Origin of the sequence: Lysinibacillus sp. FSL K6-0102, assembly GCF_038003545.1 — a bacterium.
Classification (GTDB): Bacteria; Bacillota; Bacilli; order Bacillales_A; family Planococcaceae; genus Lysinibacillus; species Lysinibacillus capsici.
Genome location: NZ_JBBOPH010000001.1, coordinates 3,162,117 through 3,181,539, shown reverse-complemented (window position 1 = coordinate 3,181,539; position 19,423 = coordinate 3,162,117). Strand labels below are relative to the sequence as shown.

Sequence of the window (19,423 nt, the reverse complement as noted above, 5' to 3'; positions counted from 1 at the left end):
TTAATTGTAAACGTTCTACTTGTTTTTGTCGAGGACTAAAATACTGTAAACTATGAACATTTATCGTCAAATTGTGGCAAAGCCTGTATAATAAGAAGTTGAGGTGATAACTATGATGAACGTACGAAGTTATTCTCTTGGTCCCGTCCAAACGAATTGCTATATCGTATCGAATAAAGAAAAAGAATGTATCGTATTTGATCCAGGTGAAGAGGCGGAGCGTCTAATTAAAACAATCCGTAGCAACGGCTTAAAACCTCTTGCTATCTTTTTAACACATGCCCATTTTGATCATATAGGGGCAGTAGATGCAGTGCGTGAGGTATTTGACGTTCCTGTATGGATTCATGAAAAGGAAGTTAGTTGGCTAGCAGATCCAACGAAGAATGGCTCTAGTAAATATCCTGCATTACCAGATTATAGGGTAGCTGCACCAGCGCAAGATACAATTATCAAAAAAGAACAGCAAATTGAAATGAGTAATTTTGTGTTTCAAGCTGTTTTTACACCTGGGCATTCACCGGGGAGTATTTCTTATATCTTTGAAAATGACGGTTTTGCCATCGTGGGAGATACGTTATTTGAACAAGGTGTAGGACGTACAGATCTATTAGGTGGATCAACCAAAATTTTATTGGAATCTATCCATAATAAACTGTTGACATTACCTGAGGATACTATTATCTATCCTGGACACGGTAATTATACAACGGTAGGCGCAGAAATGGAGACAAATCCTTTTTTAAATGGATTTTAAAACATGGATAATAAACTGTTTTAGCACATAAAAAAGCGTATCTCACCGAAAGTGAGATACGCGATTTTGTTTGTATTAATGACCGCCACCAGGTACGTGAATGAATGTTGTATAGTACGTGAAGCCAGCGAAGAATACAGTTAAATATGCTCCGAAAATGTACATGTACATACGTTCTGAAAGGTTTAAGAAGCCTAATAATAAGAATAAACCTGTATTACCTAAGAATAATAGCGATACCTCGTTCATACCTCCAAGGTAGAACATAACGGCAAAAATACCTGTCCAGAATGCCATAACTTTATACATATTATCCATGAAATTTCCCCTCCTTTTGCCCACGACACAATAATCTCTTACTCATTATAAATGATATGAAAGGTGTCTGTAAACTGGAACTTCTCCATGTTTGTGACAAACAAATGGATTTTTAATCTAGCTATCGATTTCTGTCACGTTTATTTCATATTTACATAAATCGCAATTATGTATCATACTTTCCATTTGCACAAATTCATTGTTCGTAAACAATGCATCTAATTGCCCTTTTAAATAGGATTCATGTAATGAACAAACAATTTCAGAATAGGCTGTCAGTTGCTCCTGGAATGGACAATTGAAGATGGAGAAGATAACTTTTTTTCCTTGCTCAGTTTGTTGAATCTGTGGGATATAGCCAATTAAAGCGGCATTGTCCGTTAATAGCTGAAGTTTTTCATCGAAGGAAAGAGAATTACTTAATGTCAATTCAGCACTCATATAATTTTTCATTTGCTGGTAGCCGTCTTGGTAGCTAATTTCCTGGCACTTTGTTAATGCAGATGGACCAAAGTCTTCAATTAATTGTATCGTCCATTTTAATAAACGATCTTCATCACGTCTTGGAAAAGTAAGAGATACGCCTTTTTCTGAAGCTTTATAAACACGTCCAGGTCTGCCACCTTTACCTGTTTTTACATAGTCAGCTGTAATAATATTTATTTCTGAAAGCTTCGTTAAATGAAGTCGAGCAACGTTTGGATGGATACCAAATTTATCAGCAATATGTTGTACAGTAACTGTTTTTTTCTCTTGCAATATGTACTCATAAATAGAGTATCTTGTTTCATCCGCTAGTGTACTAGTAATTTTTAATGGATGGATCATGAGCTTCACCTCTTTAATTAATTATAAAAATTATGTTCGTCTACCAAGTGTTAGGAAAATAATCATGTTGATACTATTATATTGTATTATTGAAAAAGATACAGTTCATTTCGGCATAAATATTAATTTTTTCATGTATTTATATTCTTTTTTAGTGGAAAATTGCACTTTATCCACATTTTTATAGCAAAAAACATTATTGGCAGAAAATTAACTTATAAATTTTTATTTTCTGAAAAGGGCTTTTCTCGTGGCGAGTTCCTCCTTATACTAGGAAATAACGAATAGAGCGGTCATATTCGAATGAACTAAAAGAGAGGTGCATATATGCAGAATTTTGAAACAGTTGTTGAACAAAAATGTGAGCAACTTTTACTAAAGGCCTATCATTTTGGAGCATCCGATTTATTGCTAGTTCCAGGAAACATAAAATATCGGATCTATTTTCGAAAATATGATAAACTTCTCCACGCTGGTGAGCTACCTCATGAACTTGCAGAAAGAATGATCTCTTACTATAAATTTCTTGCAGAATTAGATATTAGTGAGCGTCGTAAACCTCAAAGCGGTGCCTTTCAAAAGGCAATGGAGCAAAATTCTTATTCGTTTCGTGTATCCACACTGCCTTCTGTATTTTTAAAAGAAAGCTTAATTATTCGTTTACTTCTCCAAAATCATGCATTTCCACTAACTTCCCTAAGCTTTTCCAAAAGCGCAGCTTACCAACTCATGGAGCTGGTACAAAACCGACAAGGTCTTCTGTTTTTTACGGGAGCAACCGGCTCTGGCAAGTCTACTTCACTTTATTCCCTCATCCACTACTGTTCCACAGAATTGAATCGACATGTGATTTCTTTAGAAGATCCTGTAGAAAACAGCCAAGCCAATTTACTTCAAATTCAAGTCAACGAGCGAGCAGGCGTTACATATGCTGCAGGATTAAAAGCCATTTTGCGCCATTCACCTGATGTCATTATGATTGGTGAAATTCGCGATAGAGAAACAGCAAATATTGCCATCCAAGCCTCTCTAACAGGGCATTTAGTTGTCTCCACTATTCATGCAAAAGACTCCATTAATTGTCTCTATCGTTTAATGGATTTAGGTGTGTCGATAGAGGAGCTTCGTCAAACGGTTATCGGTATAGTTGCCCAAATGCTTGTTCAAACCTCAGCTATACATGAAGAACGTCGAGCTATCTTTGAGATATTACATGATGACCATCTATCAAGAGCCATCACCGCCATCAAAAATAAGGGCAATTACAAACTTCCTTATGATGTAACATTAATGGGACAAAAAGAATTAGTGGAGAGCCTATATGCAGTTACAAACATACATCGATAAAATTGTTCTTTTTTATAATCGGGCTACGAAATGGCGGGTAAAGGAGCAAGCTCAGCTTTTCAATCGTTTATGTGTATTAATGCAGGAAGGATATTTATTTCCCCAAGCTATTTCCATGCTACTACCTCATCATATTGAAGCACATGAGGACATACAGCAGCAAATTGATGAAAAGCTCAGACAAGGAGTAGGCGTTGCAGGGATATTTGAAACATTACAGCTAGGGAATCATTATTTAATGGCAATTAAGGTGGCGGAAAACAATGGCCACATGATAGAAGCATTTAAAGGTGTAGCTAAACAGATAACAGTAAGTGAAAAGACTAAAAAAAAGTTAATCAAGCTGCTGATCTATCCTGTCACACTGATTATCTTTTTATTGTTATTATTTTTTGTGTTTCGTACATTTTTTTTGCCGAACATTGAAAGAATGGTCGGCAGTCGTACCTCTGAAACAGAAGAGACAAGCATTGCATTGTCCAATCTGTTATTGCATGTTCCAGATGTAGTTATCTCGACCATGTTCATAGTAATAGGTAGCGTATTCCTTTTTCGATTCTATCTTAAACGACAAGCTGTTGCTCATCAACTTACAGTCTTATTAAAAATCCCCTTTATACAACGCTATTTTAGGTTGACTTTGACAAGGCAATTTGCTGCTTATTTAGGAAGCTTACTACAAAGTGGATTTTCATTACAAGCAAGCCTACAGCTATTAGAGGAACAGCAACTACAACCATTTCTTCAAGTTCTTTCACAGCGTATAAAAGATAGAGTCATCTTTGGGGAATCACTCACACACGCGGTAACGATCATGGCCGTTTTTCAAAAGGATTTTCCGATGTTCGTTGAGCATGGCGAGCACAGCGGATATTTAGGAAAAGAGTTAGTATTGTATAGCGATTTATTAATGGAAAAGCAGGAACAGCTTTTGCAAAAAATATTAGCTTTTGTGCAGCCAAGTTTCTTTATCCTTATAGCTGCTTGTATAATAGCGGCTTATATCAGTTTATTATTACCCATCTATCACATGATTGAATTAGTTTAGGAGGAAGATGATGAAACGTCTTAACCAACAAGCTGGTTTTACTTTAATTGAGATGCTTATAGTTTTGTTAATTATATCTATTCTTATTTTAATTACAATTCCAAATGTTACAAAGCATTTCGCCACAATAGATAAGAAAGGCTGTACGGCTTATATAAGCATGGTACAAGGTCAAGTAGAGGCGTATCGTGTAGATTATATGGCTTATCCTACCTTAGAGGATTTAGTGGCAAAGGGCTATTTAAAGGAAAATGAAACAACCTGCCCAAATAAAGAAGAAATAGTGATTACTAATGAGGGAGAGGTACGTCCAGCCAATGTCAACTTGGAAACAGGTACGGATAGCTAATGAATGTTCATAAAAACGGTGGTTTTACAATTTTTGAAATGCTGGTTGTCTTATTTCTTGTTATGAGTTTAACAGCGATTGTTAGTAAATTCTCATTGAAAATAGCAGAAACCAAGGAATTAGAACGATTTTTTACGCAATTACAACTGGATATTCAATATATTCAAACCTATAGTATGAGCCAACGACAATATATAGCCCTGAAAATGGATGGTTCAACAAATCGTTATACTATTCAAAAAGATATTTATACTCATTTATATGAACGCTCTTTTCCAAAGGGGGTTGAATTTTTGCCAGCTGAGAGTTCAATTCAAACACTTGTATATAACTATAGCGGCAATGTGATGACAGCAGGCACCATCGCATTTAAAACACCACAGGGCAAGAAAAAAGTAATCATAACATTAGGGCGAGGGAGAGCTAGGATTGAATGAGTCAGGCTATTCTTTTGTAGAAACTATTTTAGGTGTGGGTATTTTGATGCTGCTTTGTACCTCGTTAATCCCCATTACCTATACGATGAAAACAAATCTTGCTAATAAAAAAATGGAGCTAATTGCAGCTGAAACAGCATACGAAGGTTTAAAACAGTACCATGCGATTCAAGTAACAGAGGGCTCTCGGACCATTGAACAGGTTGCTTATCATTGGATAGTTGACGAACAACAAGTCTGTGTCCAATTTCAAAATTTACAAGAGTCACGCCAAAAATGTATCCAAGTGACAGGTGAAGTGCATGAATGAAAAAGGCTATACATTAATAGAAGCTATGTTTCAATTAGTCGTTTTTGTGCTTATTTCTCATTTTTTTGTCCTTATAATACTTTGGTTTGCTGAAATGAAATCAACTATGCTAATAGATGAACAAACGAAGTGGGAACTATTTGTTTCTGACTTGAACCTCTCTCTAAAAGAACTTTCCACCTTTTCCATTCGTGAAGATCAAAAAAGAATAACTTTCCAAACAGCTAATACGCTCCATCATATTGATTGCTACTCGAATATTATTCGTGAGCAGGTAAAGGGTGGACATGTTCCTATGCTAATAGGAATCAATAAATGTCAATTTAGCTATTCCGAAAATAAGCTGACGGTAGCTGTTGAAATGGCTAGTGGTATTCAAAAGGAGCGAACCTTTTATGTGCCAATTATTGAAAAATGACAGAGGGGCTATTTTTTTGATCGCAATTGCATTATTATTTTTTGTAACTACTTTTGTTCTTGCGTATTATATGTCTTATGAAATGCAGTATCGAACATATGATGGGCTAGAAAAATTGAATGTTCGAGCTACGATAAATTTATTGGGACAAATTTTGTCAGACAGTGTAGAATCGTAGTTATAAGAAGGTGAATCGAATTGCGAAAAATATATTTAGTTGGTTTTATGGGTAGTGGAAAAAGTGCATTAGGAAGACGTTTAAGCTATTTATTGAAGATGCCATATTATGATATGGATCATGAGATTGTGCGTCAGCAGGGGATGACAATTCCACAGATTTTTGAAAAATACGGTGAGGCCCACTTTCGAGAAATAGAAACAGAATTTTTGAAAAATTTTAGGGACGAGGCCTGTATTATTTCGACTGGTGGTGGCGTTGCCATCAATGCTGAAAATCGAAAAATTATGAGACGCAGTGGACTGGTGTTTTTTTTAGATGCGTCGTTTGAGGATATTTATAAACGAGTTCAGCATGATCCAAATAGACCCATTGTACAGAGCTCTACAAAGGAGGAGCTAGAAAGTCTGTATCACTACAGAAGGAAGTTTTACCGTGATGCAGGTCATATTCAGGTACTGACAGAAGGTAGGACGATTCGCCAAATTCTAGAGTATTTAGTATTTCAAGTGAAAAGATTGAAAAACGAACGATAAATAGCTTATTTTTATTTAATGTTCGTGTTTTATTATCTTTTAAAAAATGATTGCCTTTCCAATGCATTTAATGTTAGGATATAGACAAATAAGTAACTAAATGTTCATTGAATACTAAATAGTACCAAGATTTATCTTGGGCGGATGATTGTGCGGGGAGAGAGCGTGTAGACGTCACCGAAGGAGCAAGTAGCAATGGGCTATGAATCTCTCAGGTAAAAGGACTCGTACAAGACGCAACTCTGGAGAGAGCTGTAGTATAACAATAACAGCCACCAAAGGGGAAAGCCGACTGATTGGCAACGGTAAAGCTTGCGAGCCAGTCTGGTGTAACTTTCAGGTGCAAGGACAGAGAATCCCGAAAAGGGGTTCGTCTGTCTTTTTTTATGTCTATAGCCCGTTTTACTCAATTGACTGTAGGAATACAAAAAGCAGACGAACTACTACCAGTAAAAATGTAACTAACAATAAGGGGGCAAAAAAGAATGTCGAATGAATTAAAACGTACACCTCTATTTGAAGAATACGCGAAATATGGTGCAAAAACAGTTGACTTCGGTGGATGGGAATTACCTGTTCAATTCTCTTCTATTAAAGAAGAACATGATGCAGTGCGTAATCGTGCAGGCTTATTTGATGTATCACATATGGGAGAGATTTTAGTAACAGGTCCCGATGCATTAGGTTTTTTACAAAATCTTTTATCAAATGATGTATCAAAAATTGTTGACGGTCAAGCGCAGTACACGGCAATGTGCTATGAAGATGGTGGCGTTGTTGATGATTTATTAACATATAAATTAGCTGACAATCACTATTTATTATGTGTCAATGCAGCTAACATTGAAAAAGACTATGATTGGATGATGGAAAATCAACATCAATATGATGTGACGATTGATAACCAATCGGATGCCTACGCACAAATTGCTCTTCAAGGACCACTAGCAGAAGAAGTTCTTCAATCACTTACTTCGACTGATGTAAGTGCCATTAAATTTTTCCGCTTCCAAGAGAATGTGGAGGTTGCAGGACATAAAGTATTAGTTTCTCGCAGTGGCTACACAGGTGAAGATGGCTTTGAATTATATGGAGCTCCAGAAGACATCAAAGCGCTTTGGGGTAAAATTTTAGAGGCAGGTCAAGAAAAAGGTGTGGTTCCAGCTGGACTAGGATGTCGTGATACACTTCGTTTTGAAGCGGGGCTACCACTATATGGTCAAGAGCTATCAGCAACAATTTCTCCTCTAGAGGCTGGTATTGGTTTCGCTGTGAAATTAAATAAAGAAGGCTTCATTGGTCATGAAGCATTAGTGGCTCAAAAGGAAAATGGTCTACCACGCAAACTTGTAGGCATTGAAATGATTGATAAAGGCATTCCACGCCATGGCTACAAAGTGTTTAAGGATGGTCAAGAAATCGGTGAAGTGACAACTGGTACACAGCTTCCTTCATCAAAACGTAATGTTGGTCACGCATTAATTGACAGTCAATTCGCAACAATCGGAACTGAGCTAGAAATTGAAATTCGCGGTAAACACTTAAAGGTAATAACAGTAGAAACACCGTTTTACAAGCGTTCAAAATAATAGTTGAAAAGAGGGACCTACATTTATGAAACATCGTTATTTACCTATGACGGAACAAGATCAAAAAGAAATGTTAGACGTAATCGGTGTATCCTCAGTCGATGAGTTATTTGAGGATATTCCTGAGAAAGTCCGTTTTAAAGGCCTTTATGATATTAAAGAAGCAAAATCAGAATCTGCGTTATTAAAAGAGTTAACGGCACTTGCTGCTAAAAATAAGGACACAAATGCCAACGTATCATTTTTAGGTGCAGGTGTTTATAACCACTATAAACCAGTGATCGTAGACCATGTTATTTCTCGTTCAGAATTCTATACAGCTTATACACCATATCAGCCAGAGATTTCACAAGGTGAGCTACAAGCCATCTTTGAATTCCAAACGATGATTGCTGAGCTAACGGGAATGGATCTTGCTAACTCTTCTATGTATGACGGTGGTACAGCATTGGCAGAAGCGGGTATGTTGGCAGCTGGTCATACGCGTCGCAAGAAAATTTTAGTGTCAGAAACAGTGCACCCAGAATATCGCGATGTTGTTGCTACATATGCATATGGTCAATCCATTGATATCGTGACTATCCCGCAAAAAGATGGTGTGACAGATGTGGATGCATTAAAAGAGTTAATCGATGACAACACAGCAGCTGTTATTGCACAATATCCAAACTTCTTTGGCCAAGTGGAAGATATCCAAGTGATCGGGGATATTGCACATGCTGCAAAAAGCTTACTCGTTGTATCTTCTAACCCATTGGCATTAGGAATTTTAACGCCTCCTGGCAAGCTTGGTGCTGATATTTGTGTAGGTGATGCGCAAGTATTTGGTATTTCTGAAGCTTTCGGCGGCCCACACTGTGGTTTCTTTGCAGTGACAACAAAATTGATGCGTAAGGTACCAGGACGTCTTGTTGGTGAAACAGTGGATGGTGAAGGTCGTCGTGGATACGTATTAACACTACAAGCACGTGAACAACATATCCGTCGTGATAAAGCAACTTCCAATATTTGCTCGAACCAAGCACTACTTGCACTTGCAGCTTCTGTAGCGATGACAGCTCTTGGGAAACAAGGAATTCGTGAAATGGCTACTCAAAATATCGCGAAAACACGTTATGCAAAAAATGCCTTTGAAGCAGCAGGCTTTACAGTAGCATTCCAAGGCGCACACTTCAATGAAATCGTTGTGAAAACGAATAAATGTGTGAAGGAAATCAATAAAGGCTTAATCGAAAAGGGTATTATCGGTGGCTATCCTTTAGGTCAAAATTATGACTCTCTTAAAAATCATGTGCTAATCGCAGTAACTGAATTACGCACGAAAGAAGAAATTGATGCACTTGTTGCAGAAATGGGGGCTCTTAATGCATAACGAAAATCAATCACTCATTTTTGAAATTTCAAAAGAAGGTCGCGTTGGCTATAGTTTAGAAGCACTAGATGTGCCTGAGGTAGACCTAGCAGATTTATTACCTGCAAACTTAGTACGTTCAGAGGCAGCAGAACTACCTGAAGTGTCTGAGCTTGATATTATGCGTCATTATACAGCACTTTCTCGTAGAAACCATGGAGTAGACTCTGGCTTCTATCCGCTTGGCTCTTGTACGATGAAATATAATCCGAAAATTAACGAAACAGTTGCACGTCTTTCTGGCTTTGCAAATGTTCACCCATTACAGGATGAATCAACAGCACAAGGGGCAATGGAGCTTCTTTATGATCTTCAAACTTCTTTAGTGGAAATTACTGGGATGGATGAAGTTACATTACAACCAGCAGCAGGTGCTCATGGAGAATGGACAGCGTTAATGATGATTCGTGCCTTCCATGAAGCAAATGGTGAAGGTCACCGTAACAAGGTAATCGTTCCTGATTCAGCTCACGGTACAAACCCAGCATCTGCGACAGTAGCAGGCTTTGAAACAATCACTGTTAAATCAGATGAAAATGGCTTAGTTGATATCGAAGACCTTCGCAAAGTAGTAGGTTCTGATACAGCAGCACTAATGTTAACGAACCCGAATACACTAGGGTTATTTGAAGAAAACATTATCGAAATGGCAGAGCTAATTCACTCTGTAGGCGGTAAAGTGTACTATGATGGTGCGAACCTCAATGCTGTAATGAGTAAAGCACGTCCTGGCGATATGGGCTTTGACTGTGTGCATTTAAATCTACACAAAACATTTACAGGCCCACATGGTGGCGGTGGTCCAGGTTCTGGTCCAGTAGGTGTAAAAGCAGATTTAATTCCATTCCTACCAAAACCAGTATTAGTAAGAACTGAAGAAGGCACATACCACTTTGACTACGATCGTCCACAATCAATCGGACGCGTAAAACCTTACTATGGTAACTTTGGTATCAATGTTCGTGCTTATACGTACATTCGTACAATGGGTCCTGATGGCTTAAAAGCTGTTACAGAATATGCTGTATTAAACGCCAACTACATGATGCGTCGCTTAGAGCCATTCTATGATCTACCATATAACCGTCACTGTAAACATGAATTTGTCTTATCGGGTCGTCGTCAGAAGAAACTAGGCGTTCGTACATTAGACATCGCAAAACGTCTGTTAGACTTTGGCTACCATCCACCAACAACATACTTCCCATTAAATGTGGAAGAGGCGTTGATGATCGAGCCAACTGAAACAGAATCTAAAGAAACATTAGATGCATTCTGTGATGTAATGATTCAAATTGCGAAAGAAGCAGAAGAAAATCCATCAATCGTTCAAGAAGCACCTCATACAACAGTCGTATCTCGTCTAGACGAAACACGCGCTGCTCGTACACCAGTGCTTCGTTATCAAAAAGCATAGTCTCCAAAACCGTTCACGTTCATGTGAGCGGTTTTTTTGTCAAAAAGACATGCATGAGTTAGTTATGAAAAATCTGAGTATCTTACAAGAGAAGTGCTAAGTAATGCAAAATTAAAAGTTGATGGAAGTTTCGTTGATAAGTATATAAGATTGGTGTTAAAAGACTCTGATCTTGATTTATTTCCATTAAACGATTTAAACTTGGAAGATACCTGTTTTGTTCAGAAAAATTTAAATCTGTGAAAAATTCCATCTTAAAGGGATTCAATTTAAGGACTTAGAGTTAGTGCCTAACTATCTACAATCGAAAGTATAATTAATAAAATCTTTGCACCTTATTAAGCACAAAAATATGATAGGGTTAGGTTGGTTCTATTAAGGGGGGAAAGTGGTGGAAGAAGATATCAAGTTTGGTAATAGTCTATTATACTATAAATGTGATAATATTGAATTTTTAAAAGGTTATGGACAATTGTATACAGAATTTGATGATGGCGTTGCAACTAGGCAGATCAATATAATAAAAAATGATATGTACTGTTCTTCATCATTGCACGATTGGAACGAAGATATTGGATTTTTATTGTATGACGGACATATCGATAGTTTAGATGTAAGCGATAGTGTACCTATTACAAGATTAGATTTTGAGAACAAATGGCAGGAGGGAATTGTAGCTAACAAATCTCCAATAAACTACTTAAAGGGCGATGCATCTCTTCCTTTAGAAGAACATACACTCATTATTCATGTAGTCAATATTTTAGGAAAATGGGGTAAAGGCTTTGTTTTATCTTTATCAAAGCAATTCCCTATTGCTAAAAATGATTATGTAAAATGGTCTAAGGATAAAGAAACTTTTGGGTTAGGAGAGGTTCAGTTTGTATGTGTAGACCAGCAGAAAGCTACTTTTGTTGCCAATATGCTTGCACAGCATGGTGTGAGGAAAAATGATAAAGATCGTACAACCTATATTGATTATGATGTGCTTCGTTTATGTTTAAGAAAAGTTGCGAGGTTTGTATTAAAAAATAGATTATCGATACAGATGCCTAAAATTGGTTCAGGTTTAGCTGGAGGAGATTGGAGAGAGATCGAAAAAATAATAAATGAGGAATTGATTTATTATAAAATTAAATGTACTGTTTTTGAATTGTGATAAATTAAATTAAAGTTAGGGGTGGCATCTATGGTAGATACAAAATTGAGGGAGCGGGTGTTTGACACTTTATACGGTGGGATTATCGGTGATCTAATGGGCGTACCTGTTGAGTTTAAACAAAGAGGGACTTTCCATGTGCAAGATGTGATGGGGTACGGTACTTACAATCAGCCACCTGGTACTTGGTCTGATGATACTTCTTTAACACTCTGCCTGGTCGAAAACATTATTGAAAATGGGGATACCAAAACATTAATGAATAAATTTGTACAATACATGGAGCAGGGCTATCTCACACCATTTGGCGAAATGTTTGATATTGGAATTACTACAGCTGAAGCCGTTTCGAACTATAAAAAAGGTGTTCCGCCAGCAAAATGTGGTAAAACGGCCGAGTTTGATAATGGCAATGGTACGTTAATGAGAATTGCTCCTTTAGTATTCGTTGTCATGCATGAGGTAGATTTTACTAAAAGAAAAGAATTAGTTCATCAGTATACAGAGATTACTCATGGTCATCCACGTTCCATAGTAGGGTCCATCATTTACATTGAACTATTATTAAGCTTATACCGAAATAATTCACTAGAAGTGGCCTTAAAAGAGGTCTTTGAACTACTTCAAAATAATTTACAAAATGAAATGAAAGCAGAGTTAAATGCTTATGCAAGGATTTTTCATGAAAACTTTTTAAATACGCCTGAAGACGAGATTCAATCGAGTGGCTATATTGTTCATTCGTTAGAAGCGGCTATTTGGTGTGTAGGTAATTCTACAACATTTAAAGAAGCGATTCTGATGGCAGTTAATTTAGGAGAAGATACGGACACCGTTGCAGCAATTACAGGATCGATCGCGGGAATGTATAAACAGTTGGACAATATTCCAGAAGAATGGTTAGGTAAAATTGTCAGTAAACAAAAGGTTGATGCCTTAATCCTGGCGTTTTATGAATTTTGTGCAGCGCAGACGTAAAAAAGTTTATTGGAAAGGACGGTGACGACATGTTACCTATACATAATAGCTATACAGCTAATCCACCAGCAACAGATCACCAAATTGTACACATAGAACATAGGCTGAATTGTCAACTTCCGAGTGCGTATACACTTGTATTAAAGGAAAGTAACGGTTTATCGTTTACGAATGGCGTGTTCATTTATGGTACAGAGGAAGTAATAGAAAGAAACCAGACTTGGGAAGTGGAGGAATATGCAAAAGGCTATATTGCAATTGGTGATGATAGTGGAGGAATGGTCTTTTTAATGGACATAAAGGCAGAGGATTATCGTGTTTTAGCAGTAGATAGTGGTGATATGAACCCAAAGCATGCAACATTGATTACATGTGATTTCTACAAGTGGCTACAAGAAGGGTGTCAGTATTAGCAAAAGAGAAAAATGAAAAGCTTCTTCCTACTAGAAGGAAGGAGCTTTTCATTTGTTTTTATGTCTATTATTGGAGAAAAATAATTGAAAATAAAGCAAAATTATTACGTAATCTATTATTTTTTGAATTTTTTAGAAAATTATGTTGAATTATTGGAGAGAGGTAGTATAATGAAAATATAGTTACATAAATGGTTAATAATTCCTTATTAAGAGGAATTATTGGCAAAAAATAGTGACTATAAACTAAAAAAATGAAGAAATGAGGCGATTTTAATGATTAACATGATTCAGTATTTAGAGCAAAATCCGACGTTAGTGACATTGTTAAAAGAAAAAAAAGCTTCTCTCATTGGTGTAACAGAACTTGAACAAAAAGCAATATTAGATTCTTTTGAAGAAAAGTTAGGTCCTGAGTGGGGACTGTGGAACTAAAATTAAAAATAAAAGAAAAATGGTTTTTGAGTGCTATAAGTATCTATTTAATGTTGGGTGTTTATTTATTATTTATTACTTATAGCACTTCATTTTTAGGTATAAAAATAAAAAAAGAGAATGAACAATGGCTTGTAACAGATTTTTATTATAAAGACTGGGCAGCAGAACGACAAATAACTCCTGGAGATAATGTAGTAAAAATCGATGGAAATAAAATAAACGACATTCCATTTATAAAAAGTGAATATATTATCAGGGAAGCAAAGAGTTTAACCATAATGCAACCTAATGGGAATTTGGTTCACATCCAAATAAAACCATTAGCTATTCCTGAGTATTTTTATTTTGTTTTTATAGTACCAACGTGTTACTTTTTCTTAACTTTAATGATTTCATTATATTTATATTTTAAACAAAGAAATACGCCATTATTGGATTTATTGATATTGTTTATATTAACTGTATCATTAGCATATGTAAGCTTAGGTGCCTCTGGTATCTTAAATAATTTTGGAATTATTGTTAATCGCGGTAGTATGCTACTCTGCCTAGTTCTTTTATTACATTTTTTAAAAGAGTATTTTAGCTTTCTGAATATAAAATGGCCGTTGTTAAAAAATATTAAGGTATTATATATACTTCCTCTAACTGTAGTAATTCTAAGTATCTTCGGTATAGTCTTTGACGACATTCATTCTCTAGTTTCAAGTATTATTTTGGGCATATTTTTCTTATTACTAGTAGCCATTCTTAGCATTATGATTATTAGTTATATTATATATAGAGTGCCAAAACTTAAAATACTTATTAGTAGTATTATTATTCCATTTATACCTTTCTTATTTCTATATGCGTTACCTGAGACTTTTTTTCATAGGCAAATTCTTTCGGCAGATATAAGTTCCATATTTCTTTTACTAATTCCATTCAGCTTCATTTTCACACAACTCACTGAACGTATTTTTGATATGGAGTATTTCATTTCTCGATTGCGTTATTATTTTAATTTCTCATTTGGCTTTACGATATGGCTGTTAATCGGTTTATATTTATTTGCAGATTTATCAGTTTCGCGCATGACGGAGATTTTCTTTTTTGCCTTTCTATCGTTAATGGCGTTGTTCTACATTAAAGAGCGGATTGATTATCGTAAGCGGAAAATTTTATTTTCTACAAAAGGCGACTACATCCACCGCTTGTATACGACCGTTGAGAGTATTGGTAGAGTGGTGAAGATTGAGGACTTATTGGAGAAATTTGTACAGGAGGTTGTGGTTCAGCTTGAAATGGAAAGTGTGTATGTGCTCACTTATGATTTTCAAACACATCAAGTTACCTTAACAAATAAATCTAAAGAATACACGCAGCATCAAATAGATGAGGTACTAGTCGAACGATTAGGCTTGGGAGATATAAAAAAGACAGATCATTTCTATATCGCCTTTATTCATCAGGATGTGAACTATAAACGAATCCTTGTTGTGGATCATAATAAAACGATTTATCTCAAGGACGAGGAACTGCTATGGCTAGAATTATTGCTGCTCTATTTAAATAATTTTATCGAAAACACAAAAATGGTTGAGGAGCTTTTAAATCAGTTAAAGCATATGAAAGAAGCTGATAATCGACAGCTACCATGGCTCAATAAATTACTCTGGCTAAGGTTCGAGGAAGAAAAATATCAGTTAGCACAGGAACTTCATGATACGATTTTGCAAGAACAACTGCACATTGCAAGGGAAATGGATGTCCTCATGCATACCAAAGAAAAAGAGGAGATCCCATCTAAACTTATAAAGCTTCATGAACATATGATTATCTCTCTGAATGATTTGAGGGGCTACTGCGAAAACTTAAAGCCACCTCTATTAGATACATTGGGCTTAAATGCAGCCCTTGAAAAATTAATACAGAAAATCCATAAACGGGCTAATTTTGTTTTGATATATACGATTGACCGCCTTTATTTAGAGGATGAGCGTTTAAATTTAATGATTTATCGACTGTTTCAAGAATTATTAAACAATGCGTTAAAACATTCCTATGCTAATACAGTTGAAATACATTTATTGGGCACCGAAGAGGGATTCCAAATTTTGTATAGCGATGATGGTGTTGGTTGTAATATAGATGATATTCTACTTGCCGATTCTATGGGCATACAAGGCATGCAGGAGCGCGTTCAAGCTTTTAATGGGAAATTCGCATTAGATAGCAAAGTAGGAGAAGGGATGACGATTCGTATCCAAGTAAGTGAAACCCAACATACGAATCCCTATACCTATAAGACCCTGACCCGACCAACTTATATGATACGAGGATAACCAGATGAAGCGGAAGCATAAGTGCAAATATTTTTTTAACACCTTTTAATCTCTTCGTAGAGGCTACGAATGTGGGTTAGAAGGCTTTTGTTTGAAAAGTATTTATTTATAATCAAAAATGATAAAACGTTATCAAAAAAATATTATTTGTTAAATAGTAAATCAGGAAAAAATACACTTTTTAGAGTATTTACCTAATATTCAAGGAAATTATGGCCATATGACCGATATAATTCAGGAGAAGGATTGAGGAGGTCAATAGATTTGAATAAAAAATTATTTTTAACAGCAGCAGCTATTCCTGTTGCACTTATCGTTCCCACTGTAGCAGGTGCGGCCGAAACAGTTTCAGTCACTGGAGAAAATATTGTCAATGCAACATTAAAAGTAGAAAAATTACCAAATGATTCAATCGTCAATGCCTATCAATGGTATTATCTAGAGGAAATTACTGGTGAAGAGGGTTCAACAAATAAGCCCATCTCGGGAGCAACATCTATTTCCTTAAAAGTGCCTGTTGAAGCAGCTGGAAAAAGTATTTTTGTGGAAGCAACTACGACAGACGGTAAAAAATTTAAAAGTGCACCGCGCACTATTCAGCCATTAGAGCTCGATATCACCATTCCAACGTTAGAAGGTCAATCCGCTGGTTTTGTAGCACCTGGAGAAACAGTGAAAGTAGCTGGTATTACTGTAACTGATAAGAATGGTGCAAAATTGCAAAGTGATCAAATTACATATAGTTATCAATGGTTTTATAAATTAGGTGATAACTCCTTTACTATCATAGAGGGAGCTGCAGGTAGTACATATACGATTCCGAAGGATGCCATTGAAAAGGATATTAAAAATATTGCTGTCACTGTCAAAGCAAAAGTGGGTCTTTCTTTTGCGGAATCTAAACTATCTGATACCATCACAGTCTCTAAACAACCCACTGATACTTTAACGAAAGAGATTAAAGCTTTACTGGTCAATGATAATAAATACAATGTATCAAGCTTAGCAGAATTTAGTGCTAAAGTTGCGGAACTAGAAAAAAACTATCAATCCTTATCAGCGGCAGCTAAAGGTAATGTGTCTAATTATGATGTCTTAAAGCGAGCACTTGCTGATGTTGAATTAATAACTAAGTTAAATGAAAAATGGAGCAAAATAGAGACTAGTAATGAAAAAGAAATAAAGGAACTAGAAGAGGCTTATAATAAGCTAGATCTGTTACAGCGTAGCTTAGATGTAGATGAGACCCTATATACGAGCATTAAAAAACTATTAAACGAGCCAAATGATCTTGAAGAGATAAAAGAAGTCAGAAAACTCAATCAAGCTATTATTAATTTATTATCTTATGAGAATTCACTTGTGAAATATGTAGCTTCGGATGTTGATTCCTTGCAAGCGAGCGTGAAGACAATCGAAGCGGATATTGAGAAATTATCACAAAGCTACCGAGCCGCTGTTCAAAACCAAGCAATCTTGTCTGAGGCTAAATCGGATATTAAAAAGGTGGAGCAATTCATTAAATCATTTGATAAATTAGCTACAAATAGTACGCCTAATAAACAAGTGACGACTGCTAAATCAATCCGTACAGCCTATGAAAAATTAACGTATAAACAATTAAAATTAGTGCCAGATGTGTATGTGCAGCGTTTGACTACAGCAGAACGTGCAGAAGAAAGCCAAATTATAAATTTAAATAATGTTATAGATAGCTATATTAGCGATGATGTTTATCCGTTCAATCCGTCTGCTGGTTCATGGCAAAGTCATGTCAATAATGTTAATCAAATGATCAAGGAATATAAGAGCTTAACAAAAGCCTCAGCAGCACAAATTAATGGCTACGATAGTCTTGTTACCTTACAGAAAGATTTAAAAGCAGCTGAAAAAGTAATTAAAGATATGGATGCCTATCAAAAATTATCTGCAACAACTGGTGTAACGGAAAGTAAACTTAATTCAAGCTATACAGGTACTTTAAAAGCTTATAATAATCTTACAAATTTACAGCAATCACTTGTATATAATGCTGAAGAATTTTTACTAAACACGCCAAAGATTTCAGTTGATGGCAATGGTAAAGTGCCTACTGATAAAGCAGCAGCAGAGGCGTTAAAGGCGGATATAGCCAAATTTGCGGATGTTACGAAATATTCATTCAATCAATTAGAAACCGCTGTTAATACAGCTTCTGAATCCTATAAAAAATTGTCTTCAGCTGCAAGAAAATACGTGACAAATTATTATTTATTAACAGCAGCAAATAAGGATATTACAGGAGTAAAATCATTCTATAAAAAAATACAGACTGCTAGAGAAGAAACAGATGCTGCGAAAAAGGCTAAAAAAGTTGAAACAGTGCAAAAAGCTTATGCGAAATTACCTGCGAATCAGCAGCATTTAGCAAAAGAACAATATGAAGCTTTATTAAAAAATCAAAATATAGATGAAAATGCATCGAAAATTACACAGCTAAATAATGATATTGCCACAATTGTTTCCAATAATCTCTATGTCGTAACGATTGAACGTATTAAAAATCTTTCTACACAATATAGTAGCCTTAGTTCAAGTGAGAAAAAACTGATTACAAACTATGATATTTTAAAAACTGCGCTTGCAGACGTGAAAAAAGTGGAAAGCTTTATGAAGACCTATGAGAAATCCTTTGCTTCAAATCCAATCACTGTGATCAAGGCATATGAAAAGCTTACATCTAAACAAGTGAGCCTGATTGATGCAGGAACTAGACAATTGATCATTGATAAGCAAAAAGGACAACAGCAAACGAATGAAAATGCATTGTCATTAATTGAATCCATCAATTCACTTCTTGTAAAAGGTGAATATATCAATGGTTTACAGGAGAAAGTAAGTGAAATCCGTAAAGCCTATGATGCTCTGAGTGATGCTGATAAGAAGGTTGTTAAAAATTATTCGAAGCTCACGCAAGCAGAGGGTGATTTGAAGAAGGTTGAAGAGGTGCATGCTATATACGAACCAGCAGGGAGCAGTAATGATGCTGCACGTAAAGCATGGCAAACAGCCTATGGAAAGCTCTCTAAAAGATTAGAGTTACTCTATACAAACATGTATCCAACCGAGCAATAATTGTTACTTCCAGATGGCCTCGAATAGTTTTCGAGGCTTTTCTTTATACAT

General features: G+C 35.9%; 20 protein-coding genes and 1 riboswitch. Of the genes, 18 read left to right on the top strand and 2 right to left on the bottom strand.

The genetic code is table 11. The annotated features are described in order from the left end of the window. The first annotated feature begins 112 nt into the window (after positions 1-112). Positions 113-757 carry an MBL fold metallo-hydrolase gene (locus NYE73_RS16205; RefSeq protein ID WP_048392256.1) on the top strand — a complete coding sequence of 215 codons (645 nt, stop codon included), beginning with the start codon at positions 113-115 and terminating at the stop codon, positions 755-757. A gap of 75 nt (positions 758-832) precedes the next feature. Here NYE73_RS16205 and NYE73_RS16200 read toward each other — a convergent pair whose 3' ends face one another. Together NYE73_RS16200 and NYE73_RS16195 are read right to left on the bottom strand one after the other, a co-directional pair. Further along, positions 833-1,075, bottom strand: a complete 243-nt coding sequence (locus tag NYE73_RS16200; protein WP_004231035.1) for a DUF2626 family protein — start codon at positions 1,073-1,075, stop codon at positions 833-835. A 117-nt stretch (positions 1,076-1,192) separates the two neighbouring features. Then, a complete protein-coding gene (locus NYE73_RS16195) occupies positions 1,193-1,903 on the bottom strand; it encodes a helix-turn-helix transcriptional regulator (RefSeq protein WP_048392257.1) in 711 nt (236 codons plus the stop codon). A 327-nt stretch (positions 1,904-2,230) separates the two neighbouring features. Here NYE73_RS16195 and comGA point away from each other — a divergent pair, with 327 nt between their 5' ends. The 17 genes from comGA to NYE73_RS16110 all read left to right on the top strand — a co-directional run bounded on the left by comGA (position 2,231) and on the right by NYE73_RS16110 (position 19,372). Then, positions 2,231-3,250, top strand: coding sequence for a competence type IV pilus ATPase ComGA (gene comGA / locus NYE73_RS16190; RefSeq protein ID WP_259950861.1), 1,020 nt, complete (start codon positions 2,231-2,233; stop codon positions 3,248-3,250). Beyond that, positions 3,225-4,298, top strand: coding sequence for a competence type IV pilus assembly protein ComGB (gene comGB, locus NYE73_RS16185; protein ID WP_048392259.1), 1,074 nt, complete (start codon positions 3,225-3,227; stop codon positions 4,296-4,298). Before comGA ends, comGB begins: the two co-directional genes overlap by 26 nt. Before the next feature lie 10 nt (positions 4,299-4,308). Then, positions 4,309-4,647, top strand: coding sequence for a competence type IV pilus major pilin ComGC (gene comGC, locus NYE73_RS16180; RefSeq protein WP_048392260.1), 339 nt, complete (start codon positions 4,309-4,311; stop codon positions 4,645-4,647). After that, on the top strand, positions 4,647-5,084 hold the full coding sequence (gene comGD, locus NYE73_RS16175) for a competence type IV pilus minor pilin ComGD (RefSeq protein WP_259950863.1): 438 nt from the start codon (positions 4,647-4,649) through the stop codon (positions 5,082-5,084). Before comGC ends, comGD begins: the two co-directional genes overlap by 1 nt. Next, positions 5,077-5,394: a hypothetical protein gene (locus NYE73_RS16170; RefSeq protein WP_112118304.1), complete on the top strand. Its 318-nt coding sequence runs from the start codon at positions 5,077-5,079 to the stop codon at positions 5,392-5,394. Before comGD ends, NYE73_RS16170 begins: the two co-directional genes overlap by 8 nt. Next, positions 5,387-5,812, top strand: a complete 426-nt coding sequence (comGF, locus tag NYE73_RS16165) for a competence type IV pilus minor pilin ComGF (RefSeq protein ID WP_054549143.1) — start codon at positions 5,387-5,389, stop codon at positions 5,810-5,812. The genes NYE73_RS16170 and comGF overlap by 8 nt, the downstream gene beginning before the upstream one ends. Before the next feature lie 16 nt (positions 5,813-5,828). Then, positions 5,829-5,990, top strand: a complete 162-nt coding sequence (locus NYE73_RS16160; RefSeq protein ID WP_225340350.1) for a hypothetical protein — start codon at positions 5,829-5,831, stop codon at positions 5,988-5,990. A 20-nt stretch (positions 5,991-6,010) separates the two neighbouring features. Beyond that, a complete protein-coding gene (locus tag NYE73_RS16155) occupies positions 6,011-6,526 on the top strand; it encodes a shikimate kinase (protein ID WP_004231053.1) in 516 nt (171 codons plus the stop codon). 144 nt (positions 6,527-6,670) lie between these two features. Next, positions 6,671-6,763: riboswitch (glycine riboswitch) on the top strand. Between the two features lie 248 nt (positions 6,764-7,011). Next, positions 7,012-8,115 carry a glycine cleavage system aminomethyltransferase GcvT gene (gcvT, locus tag NYE73_RS16150; protein ID WP_054549144.1) on the top strand — a complete coding sequence of 368 codons (1,104 nt, stop codon included), beginning with the start codon at positions 7,012-7,014 and terminating at the stop codon, positions 8,113-8,115. Positions 8,116-8,140: 25 nt separating this feature from the next. Then, complete coding sequence (gcvPA, locus tag NYE73_RS16145) at positions 8,141-9,487, top strand: aminomethyl-transferring glycine dehydrogenase subunit GcvPA (protein WP_259950866.1); 1,347 nt, start codon at positions 8,141-8,143, stop codon at positions 9,485-9,487. Then, positions 9,480-10,943, top strand: coding sequence for an aminomethyl-transferring glycine dehydrogenase subunit GcvPB (gcvPB, locus tag NYE73_RS16140; RefSeq protein WP_048392265.1), 1,464 nt, complete (start codon positions 9,480-9,482; stop codon positions 10,941-10,943). The genes gcvPA and gcvPB overlap by 8 nt, the downstream gene beginning before the upstream one ends. A gap of 391 nt (positions 10,944-11,334) precedes the next feature. Continuing rightward, complete coding sequence (locus tag NYE73_RS16135) at positions 11,335-12,102, top strand: macro domain-containing protein (protein ID WP_259950867.1); 768 nt, start codon at positions 11,335-11,337, stop codon at positions 12,100-12,102. Positions 12,103-12,132: 30 nt separating this feature from the next. Next, the gene (locus NYE73_RS16130) at positions 12,133-13,080 is read left to right on the top strand and encodes an ADP-ribosylglycohydrolase family protein (RefSeq protein ID WP_259950868.1); all 948 of its coding nucleotides are present in this window, start codon (positions 12,133-12,135) and stop codon (positions 13,078-13,080) included. Positions 13,081-13,109: 29 nt separating this feature from the next. Further along, complete coding sequence (locus tag NYE73_RS16125) at positions 13,110-13,493, top strand: SMI1/KNR4 family protein (RefSeq protein WP_054549147.1); 384 nt, start codon at positions 13,110-13,112, stop codon at positions 13,491-13,493. Between the two features lie 276 nt (positions 13,494-13,769). Continuing rightward, positions 13,770-13,928, top strand: coding sequence for a competence pheromone ComX (gene comX, locus NYE73_RS16120; RefSeq protein WP_048392269.1), 159 nt, complete (start codon positions 13,770-13,772; stop codon positions 13,926-13,928). A gap of 50 nt (positions 13,929-13,978) precedes the next feature. Then, positions 13,979-16,258: an ATP-binding protein gene (locus NYE73_RS16115; protein ID WP_112118808.1), complete on the top strand. Its 2,280-nt coding sequence runs from the start codon at positions 13,979-13,981 to the stop codon at positions 16,256-16,258. 264 nt (positions 16,259-16,522) lie between these two features. After that, positions 16,523-19,372, top strand: a complete 2,850-nt coding sequence (locus NYE73_RS16110) for a hypothetical protein (RefSeq protein WP_259950869.1) — start codon at positions 16,523-16,525, stop codon at positions 19,370-19,372. Positions 19,373-19,423 lie beyond the last annotated feature (51 nt).

Bases quoted from the DNA above. Each gene is read 5' to 3' on its own strand.
- comGD (WP_259950863.1), top strand. From the start codon at position 4,647: ATGAATGTTCATAAAAACGGTGGTTTTACAATTTTTGAAATGCTGGTT.
- NYE73_RS16195 (WP_048392257.1), bottom strand. From the start codon at position 1,903: ATGATCCATCCATTAAAAATTACTAGTACACTAGCGGATGAAACAAGA.
- gcvT (WP_054549144.1), top strand. From the start codon at position 7,012: ATGTCGAATGAATTAAAACGTACACCTCTATTTGAAGAATACGCGAAA.
- gcvPA (WP_259950866.1), top strand. From the start codon at position 8,141: ATGAAACATCGTTATTTACCTATGACGGAACAAGATCAAAAAGAAATG.
- NYE73_RS16130 (WP_259950868.1), top strand. From the start codon at position 12,133: ATGGTAGATACAAAATTGAGGGAGCGGGTGTTTGACACTTTATACGGT.
- gcvPB (WP_048392265.1), top strand. From the start codon at position 9,480: ATGCATAACGAAAATCAATCACTCATTTTTGAAATTTCAAAAGAAGGT.
- NYE73_RS16200 (WP_004231035.1), bottom strand. From the start codon at position 1,075: ATGGATAATATGTATAAAGTTATGGCATTCTGGACAGGTATTTTTGCC.
- NYE73_RS16205 (WP_048392256.1), top strand. From the start codon at position 113: ATGATGAACGTACGAAGTTATTCTCTTGGTCCCGTCCAAACGAATTGC.
- comX (WP_048392269.1), top strand. From the start codon at position 13,770: ATGATTAACATGATTCAGTATTTAGAGCAAAATCCGACGTTAGTGACA.
- NYE73_RS16125 (WP_054549147.1), top strand. From the start codon at position 13,110: ATGTTACCTATACATAATAGCTATACAGCTAATCCACCAGCAACAGAT.
- comGA (WP_259950861.1), top strand. From the start codon at position 2,231: ATGCAGAATTTTGAAACAGTTGTTGAACAAAAATGTGAGCAACTTTTA.
- comGC (WP_048392260.1), top strand. From the start codon at position 4,309: ATGAAACGTCTTAACCAACAAGCTGGTTTTACTTTAATTGAGATGCTT.
- NYE73_RS16115 (WP_112118808.1), top strand. From the start codon at position 13,979: ATGTTGGGTGTTTATTTATTATTTATTACTTATAGCACTTCATTTTTA.
- comGF (WP_054549143.1), top strand. From the start codon at position 5,387: ATGAATGAAAAAGGCTATACATTAATAGAAGCTATGTTTCAATTAGTC.
- comGB (WP_048392259.1), top strand. From the start codon at position 3,225: ATGCAGTTACAAACATACATCGATAAAATTGTTCTTTTTTATAATCGG.